The organism is Kytococcus sp. HMSC28H12 (assembly GCF_001816045.1).
Lineage (GTDB): Bacteria > Actinomycetota > Actinomycetes > Actinomycetales > Dermatophilaceae > Kytococcus > Kytococcus schroeteri.
In genome coordinates this window covers 1-6800 of sequence record NZ_KV824647.1, presented here as the reverse complement: position 1 = coordinate 6800, position 6800 = coordinate 1, and the positions used below count along the sequence as shown (strand labels likewise).

The window sequence follows — 6800 nt, the reverse complement described above, 5'->3', positions numbered from 1 at the left end:
GGCCAGGGCGGCGCGCAGCTCGGCCTCGGTGCCCCGGGCGAGGGCCACCACCTCGGGACGGGCCGTCACCACCTGGCGGGCCAGGAGGGCCAGGTCGCTGCCGCCGGCCGCCAGCCCGTGGACGGTGAAGCGTCCGGGGTTCTGGTCGACGACCTGCAGGGCCTGGGTGCCGATGGAGCCGGTGGACCCCAGGAGCGTGACGCGGCGCGGAGACATGGGCGCCAGCGTACGGCCCACCCCCGGGGTCCCAGCGGGTGCTCAGCCCCGGCGCGCCAGCCGCTCCAGGTCGGCGCGGTCGCCGTGCACGCGGTTCACGTCGTACCCGTGGGCGTCCACGGGGTAGGCCTGCCAGATGGTGTGGGTGGCGCCGTGCATCGACCACGACTTGGGCGCGATGCCGGGGGCGCTGGAGTAGCGGGCCAGCCAGAGCTTCACGTCCGAGAAGTCGGCCGTGCCCACGCAGGTGTTCCACCAGTGGGCGTTGGTGTAGACGACCGGCTTGACCCCGGTGAGCTCCTCGTAGCGGGTGATGAAGTCCCGGGCCCAGGCGGCCATCTCGGCCTGGGACTTGCCGTAGCAGACCGGGCCGTAGGGGTTGTACTCCATGTCCAGCGCGCCAGGCAGGGTGCGGCCGTCCGGGCTCCAGCCGCCGCGGTGGGCCACGAAGTACTCGGCCTGCTGGCGTCCGGAGGAGACCTCCGGGTTGGCGAAGTGGTAGCTGCCCCGGAGCATCCCCTGCTCGGTGGCGCCCTTCCACTGGTCGCTGAAGGAGTCGGTGGCCAGGTAGGTGCCCTCGGTGGCCTTGATCCACACGAACTGGGCCGAGTGGTCGGTGAACCACTGCCAGTCCTCGATGGTGGTGTGGCCACTCGTGTCCACGCCGTAGGGGCCGTGGGTGAGCTCGGCCACCGGGTCGATGGGGGCGCGACCGAAGGCGGTGACGGAACCGGGCTCCTCGACGGGGAGGGTGGAGCCCATCGTGGCGCCCTCCCCCGAGGTGGGGAGGTCGTCCGGGGCGGCGTCGCCGGTGCCGCTGGCGACGGCCGGTGCGGAGAGGGCGGCGAGCAGGAGGGTGGCAGCAGCGAGCGTGCGGGTACGAGACATGAGTGCGCGTCCTGGTGAGGGGTCGGGGCGTGCGGGCCCGGGCACCCGGGCACCGTCGGGCAGGCTAGGGAGGCCCGCCCCACCCGTCCAGAGGCGCCCGGGTTCCTTGACCGAAAACTGACCGACCACCGTGTACCGGTCACCGCCGCAGGGCGTTTGGGCCCCCCGCGCCGCACCACTCTCAGTCGGCCAGGCCGAGGTACTGCGTGTCGAGATACTCCTCCACGCCCTCGTGACCGCCCTCGCGCCCCAGGCCGGAGTGCTTCACGCCGCCGAAGGGTGCCGCGGGCTGGGAGACCACGCCCATGTTGAGCCCGACCATGCCGGTCTGCAGGCCCGCCGAGAAGCGCATGAGCCGCGAGACGTCACGGGAGTAGACGAAGCCGACGAGGCCGAACTCGGTGTCGTTGGCCGCCGCCAGCGCCTCCTCCTCGGTGTCCACCACGTGCACCGGCGCCACCGGGCCGAAGACCTCCTCGGCCAGGAGGCGCGCCCCGGCCGGCACGTCGGCCAGCACGGTGGGCGCGTACCAGCTGCCGCCCTCGGGCAGGTCGGCGCGCAGCGCCGCGCTGGCCTCGGGGCCGCCGGTGGCCACGGTGGCACCGCGGTCCAGCGCGTCGGTGACGAGCTCGGTCACCTTGGCCAGGGCGTCGGCATCGACCAGGGGGCCCAGGTCCGTGCCCTCGTCGCCCCCGCGCCCGACCCGCCGGGCCGCGGCCGCCTCGGCCAGGCGGCGGGTGAACTCCTCGGCCACGCCGCGCTGCACCACGAAGCGGTTGGCCGCCGTGCAGGCCTGCCCGATGTTGCGGAACTTGGCCGCCATCGCACCCTCCACCGCGGCGTCCAGGTCGGCGTCGTCGAGCACCACGAACGGCGCGTTGCCGCCGAGCTCCATGGACGTGCGCAGCAGGCCCGGGGCCGCCTGCTCCTGCAGGGAGGTGCCCACCGGGGTGGACCCGGTGAAAGTCAGCTTGCGCAGCCGCGGGTCGGTGATGATGCGGGAGGACACCGCCTTCGCGTCGGCGGTGGTCACGAGGTTGACCACGCCCGCCGGCACACCCGCCTCGGCGAGCACGTCCACGAGCAGCATCGCGGTGAACGGCGTGGCCTCGGCGGGCTTGAGCACCACCGTGCAGCCTGCCGCGAGCGCCGGGCCCACCTTGCGGGTGCCCATGGCCAGCGGGAAGTTCCACGGGGTGATGGCGTACACCGGCCCCACCGGCTTGCGGCGGGTGAGGATGGTGGACCCGCCGGCGGGGGCAGGCACCATGCGGCCCTCCAGGCGCACCGCCTCCTCGGAGAACCAGCGCAGGAACTCGGCGCCGTAGGCCACCTCGCCGCGGGACTCCTCGAGGGACTTGCCCATCTCCAGCGTCATGAGGGCGGCGACGTCCTCGGTGCGCTCGGTGAGCAGGTCGAAGGCGCGGCAGAGCACGTCCGAGCGCTCCCGGGCCGGGGTCGCTGCCCAGTCGGCCGCGGCCCCCACCGCGGCGTCCAGGGCGGCCACGCCGTCCTCGACGGTGGCGTCGGCCACCTCGCGCAGGACGGTGCCGTCGCTGGGGTCGGTGACGGCGAAGGTCCCGCCGCCGGTGGCCTCGCGCCACGCCCCGCCGACGTACAGGCCGGTCCAGGAGGCGGGTGCGAGGTCGTGGAGGCGCTGCTGCAGGTCTGCGTGGGAGGTCATGCCCCTCAGCCTGCCACTGCCTCCTGGGCCGCGCGCGCGATGGCGAGCTCCTCGTTGGTGGGGGTCACCAGCACCGCCACCGACGACTCCGGCGCGGAGACGACGGTGGAGCCGGCCGTACCCCGCGGCACCGTGGCGTTGGCCTGCTCGTCGAGCACCACCCCCAGTGCGGCCAGCCGCTCGCAGAGCTCGGCGCGCAGCTCCACGTTGTTCTCCCCGACGCCGGCGGTGAAGACCAGCGCGTCCAGGCCGCCCATCACGGCGTGGAAGGCCCCCACGTAGCGCACCAGGCGGTGCAGGGAGACGTCGAGGGCCAGCCGGGCCCGCTCGTCGCCGGCGGTGGCCGCGGCGCGCACCTCGCGCATGTCGCCCGTGCCGGTCATGCCCTTGAGGCCGCTGCGACGGTTGAGCAGCTCGTCGACCTCGCCGGCGCTCATGCCCTGACGTTGCAGGTGGAGGATGACGCCGGGGTCGAGATCGCCGGTCCGGGTGCCCATGACCAGGCCCTCCAAGGGCGTCATGCCCATGGTCGTGTCCACGGGCCGGCCGTAGCGCACCGCCGAGGCCGACGCCCCGTTGCCCAGGTGGAGCACCACCGTGCGCAGGTCCTCGCGGGAGCGGCCCAGGTCGCGCGCGGCGCGTTCGGAGACGTAGTCGTGGCTCGTGCCGTGGAAGCCGTACCGGGCGATGCGGTGGCGCTCGGCCACCTCGGCGTCCAGGGCGTAGGTGCGTGCCTCGGCCGGCAGGTCGGCGAAGAAGGCGGTGTCGAAGACACCCACGTGCGGCACCTGCGGCAGGTGTTGGCGGGCGGCCTCGATGCCCAGCACGTTGGCGGGGTTGTGCAGCGGCGCCAGCGGGGAGAGCTCGCGCACCACCTCCACCACGGCGTCGTCGAGGAGCACCGGTGCGGTGAAGCGGCGGCCGCCGTGGACGACGCGGTGGCCCACCACCTCGACCTCCTCCAGCAGGCCGCCCTCCCCCAGCCGGTCGAGCACCCAGCCGAGGGCCTCGGTGTGGTCGGTGAAGGGCTGCTGCACCCCGGACTCCTCGCCGCGCAGCACGAGCGTGGCCTCACCGGACGGCTCGCCGATGCGCTCCACCAGGCCCTTGGCGTGCACCTGGCCGGACCCGGGGTCGAGGACCTGGAACTTCACCGACGAGGAGCCGGCGTTGATGACGAGTGCGCTCACGAGGGGCTCCCTGCGGTGGACGGGGTGGTCTGGGTGGTGGCCGCCTGCACGGCGGTCATGAGGATGGTGTTGACGATGTCGTCCTCCAGCGCCCCGCGCGAGAGGTCGTTCACCGGGCTGGCCAGGCCCTGCAGCAGCGGGCCCACGGCGAGCGCCCCGGCCATGCGCTGCACGGCCTTGTAGGTGTTGTTGCCGGTGTTGAGGTCTGGGAAGACCAGCACCGTGGCCCGGCCGGCCACGTCGGAGTCCGGCATCTTGGAGGCGGCCACGGAGGGCTCCACCGCGGCGTCGTACTGGATGGGCCCGGCCACCGGCAGGTCGGGGGCCAGCTCGCGCACCCGCTCGGTGGCCGCGCGCACCTTCTCCACCTCCTTGCCGGAGCCGGACTCGCCGGTGGAGTAGCTGAGCATGGCCACCCGCGGCTCGATGCCGAAGGCGCGGGCCGTGGCGGCGCTGGCCACCGCGATGCCGGCGAGCTCGTCGCTCGTGGGCTCGGGGATGACCGCGCAGTCGGCGAAGACGAGCACGCGGTCGGCCAGACACATGAGGAAGCAGCTGGAGACCTCCGTGCTGCCCGGGGCGGTGCCGATGACCTGGAAGGCCGGGCGGATCGTGTCGGCCGTCGTGTGGGCGGCACCGCTGACCATGCCGTCGCACTGCCCGTCGCGCACCAGCAGGGTGCCGAAGGTGTTGGGGTCGGTGACCACCGTCCGCGCGGTGGCCAGGGTCATGCCCTTGTGCTTCCGCAGCTCGGTGTAGAGCTCGGCGAGACGTTCGGCATCGGGGTCCGAGGCCGGGTCGCGCAGGGTGGCGCGGGAGAGGTCCACGCCCAGCTCGCGGGCACGGGCCGTCATCGCGTCCACGTCGCCGAGCACGGTCAGGTCCACCAGGTCGCGGGTGAGCACCCGGCCGGCGGCGCGCAGGATGCGGTCGTCCCCGCCCTCGGGGAGCACGAGGTGGCGGCGGCTGGCGGCGGCGCGTTCCACGAGCTGGTGCTGGAAGATCAGCGGCGTCACGGCCGAGGTGGGCCGCACGTCGAGCTGCTCCAGCACCCCCCGGGCGTCCAGGCGCCCGCCCACCAGGGCCAGCGCGGCGGCGGTCTTGCGGCCACTCCCCTGCCCCAGCAGGCCGCGTGCCCCCGCGGCGGCCCGGGCGGTCTCGTAGGTGTTGCCCGCGGTCTCGATGACGGGCAGCCGCAGGTTGAGGCCCTGCACCAGCGCCCGCACCTGCTCGCTCACCTCGAAGCCGCCGTTGAGCACCACGGCGCTGAGGGTCGGGAAGCCCTCGGAGGTGTGCGCCGCGATGAGGGTCAGCAGGATCTCCACACGGTCGCTGGCGGCGATGCACAGCTGGCCGTCGGCGAGACGCTCCAGGATGTGCTCGGGGTTCATGCCGCCCACGAGCACGTCCTCGACCTCCCGGTCCAGGGCGGCCTCGTCGCCCCACAGCAGGGTGCCCTCCACGGCGGCCATCACGTCGCGCACGGTGGGCGCCGAGAGCAGCGGCAGGTCCGGCACGGCGCCCAGCAGGGGCACCTCGCCCCCGGACGACCGCGTGATCCCCGCGGCGCCGGCGGCCACGGCATCGGCCTCGGACTCCCCGCCGGTGACCCGGTTGACCACCACGCCGAGCACGTCCGCGTGCTGGGCCTCGGCCTCGTGGACGCACACCTCCACCACGGTGCGCACCTGCTCGGGCGTGCGGTCCTGCCCGTGCACCACGAGCACCATCGGGGCCGCGAGGTTGGCCGCCACGCGGGCGTTGAAGGAGAACTCGGTGGGGCCCGTGACGTCGGTGAAGTCCGACCCGAGCACGACGACCAGGTCGCACTCGTCGGCCAGCCGGTGGTAGGCCGTGAGCACCTGGGCCAGGGCCGCCTCCTCGTCGGCGTGCACCTTCTCGTAGGTGACGCCCACCGCGTCGGCCGGCGACACGGAGGACCCCGCCCGGGTGAGCAGGGCCTGGAGGATGGGGTCGGCGTCGCGGTCCTCGGCGCGGGCGACGGGGCGGAAGACCCCGACCCGCTCGACCAGTCCGACGGCGGCGTCGACGAGGGCCAGGGCGACGGCGGACTTGCCGGTGCTGCCCTCCGGGGAGGCGACCATGACGGTGCGGGCGTTCATGGGCCCAACTCTGCCAGCACGCAGGGCCTGCTCCGGCCCGGGGGTGCGGGCTACGGTCGGGGCATGAGCACCGCCGGCCACCTGCCCGCCGTCCCCCTCGCCGGCCACCGGGAGCACCCGGTGACCCCGGCCCGCGAGGTGGCCACCACCGCCTCGCTGGAGCGCCTGCTGGACCGCGTGGAGGCCGGGCGGGACAGCCTCGACCGGGTGGCCCTGCAGGGTCTCGACCTGCGCCCGGTGGCCGACCGGCTGCTCGCCCTGCCCCCGGCGGCCCTCGCGGGCGTGGTGCTCTTCGGCGGGCAGGTTCCCACCCCGGTGCGCGACCACCTGCTGGCCGCCGGGGCCATCGTCTTCCCACCCGCCCCCGAGGCGCCGGTGCACCCCTACCGCGGGTGCACCTACACCGCCGAGGAGCTCTACGCCGGCCTCGACGCCCACGGGTACGCGGCCACCCCGGACGGGCGCGCCCACGCGTGGTTCCGCACCGAGCGCCTCGAGGGGGACCCCTACGTCTCGGTGCTGCGCGCCATCCACGACGACACGGTGGTGGACGCCCTCGTGGACGACCTGGCCGGCCACAGCGTGGTGGGGGTCATGGGCGGGCACGCCCTGCAGCGCGGCACCCCCGGGTACGCCGAGGCCGCGGCCCTGGGCCACGAGCTCGCGCGGGCCGGGCACCTGGTGCTCACCGGCGGCGGC

At 74.8% G+C, this 6800-nt stretch carries 4 protein-coding genes and 2 pseudogenes; 1 reads left to right on the top strand and 5 read right to left on the bottom strand.

What is annotated here, in order from left to right:
* The 5 genes and pseudogenes from HMPREF3099_RS10355 to pta form a co-directional block, all read right to left on the bottom strand.
* Nucleotides 1-216 (bottom strand): annotated as a pseudogene (locus tag HMPREF3099_RS10355) (1-deoxy-D-xylulose-5-phosphate reductoisomerase); the annotation flags it as partial.
* Nucleotides 217-258: 42 nt separating this feature from the next.
* Nucleotides 259-1104 carry a GH25 family lysozyme gene (locus HMPREF3099_RS10350; protein ID WP_070705888.1) on the bottom strand — a complete coding sequence of 282 codons (846 nt, stop codon included), beginning with the start codon at nt 1102-1104 and terminating at the stop codon, nt 259-261.
* A gap of 181 nt (nt 1105-1285) precedes the next feature.
* Complete coding sequence (locus HMPREF3099_RS10345) at nt 1286-2788, bottom strand: NAD-dependent succinate-semialdehyde dehydrogenase (protein WP_083323709.1); 1503 nt, start codon at nt 2786-2788, stop codon at nt 1286-1288.
* A gap of 5 nt (nt 2789-2793) precedes the next feature.
* Complete coding sequence (locus HMPREF3099_RS10340) at nt 2794-3978, bottom strand: acetate/propionate family kinase (RefSeq protein WP_070705887.1); 1185 nt, start codon at nt 3976-3978, stop codon at nt 2794-2796.
* Complete coding sequence (gene pta / locus HMPREF3099_RS10335; protein WP_070705886.1) at nt 3975-6101, bottom strand: phosphate acetyltransferase; 2127 nt, start codon at nt 6099-6101, stop codon at nt 3975-3977. Before pta ends, HMPREF3099_RS10340 begins: the two co-directional genes overlap by 4 nt.
* Nucleotides 6102-6164: 63 nt before the next feature.
* Between pta and HMPREF3099_RS10330 the strand changes: the two are divergent.
* Nucleotides 6165-6800, top strand: a pseudogene (locus tag HMPREF3099_RS10330) (Rossmann fold nucleotide-binding protein); the annotation flags it as partial.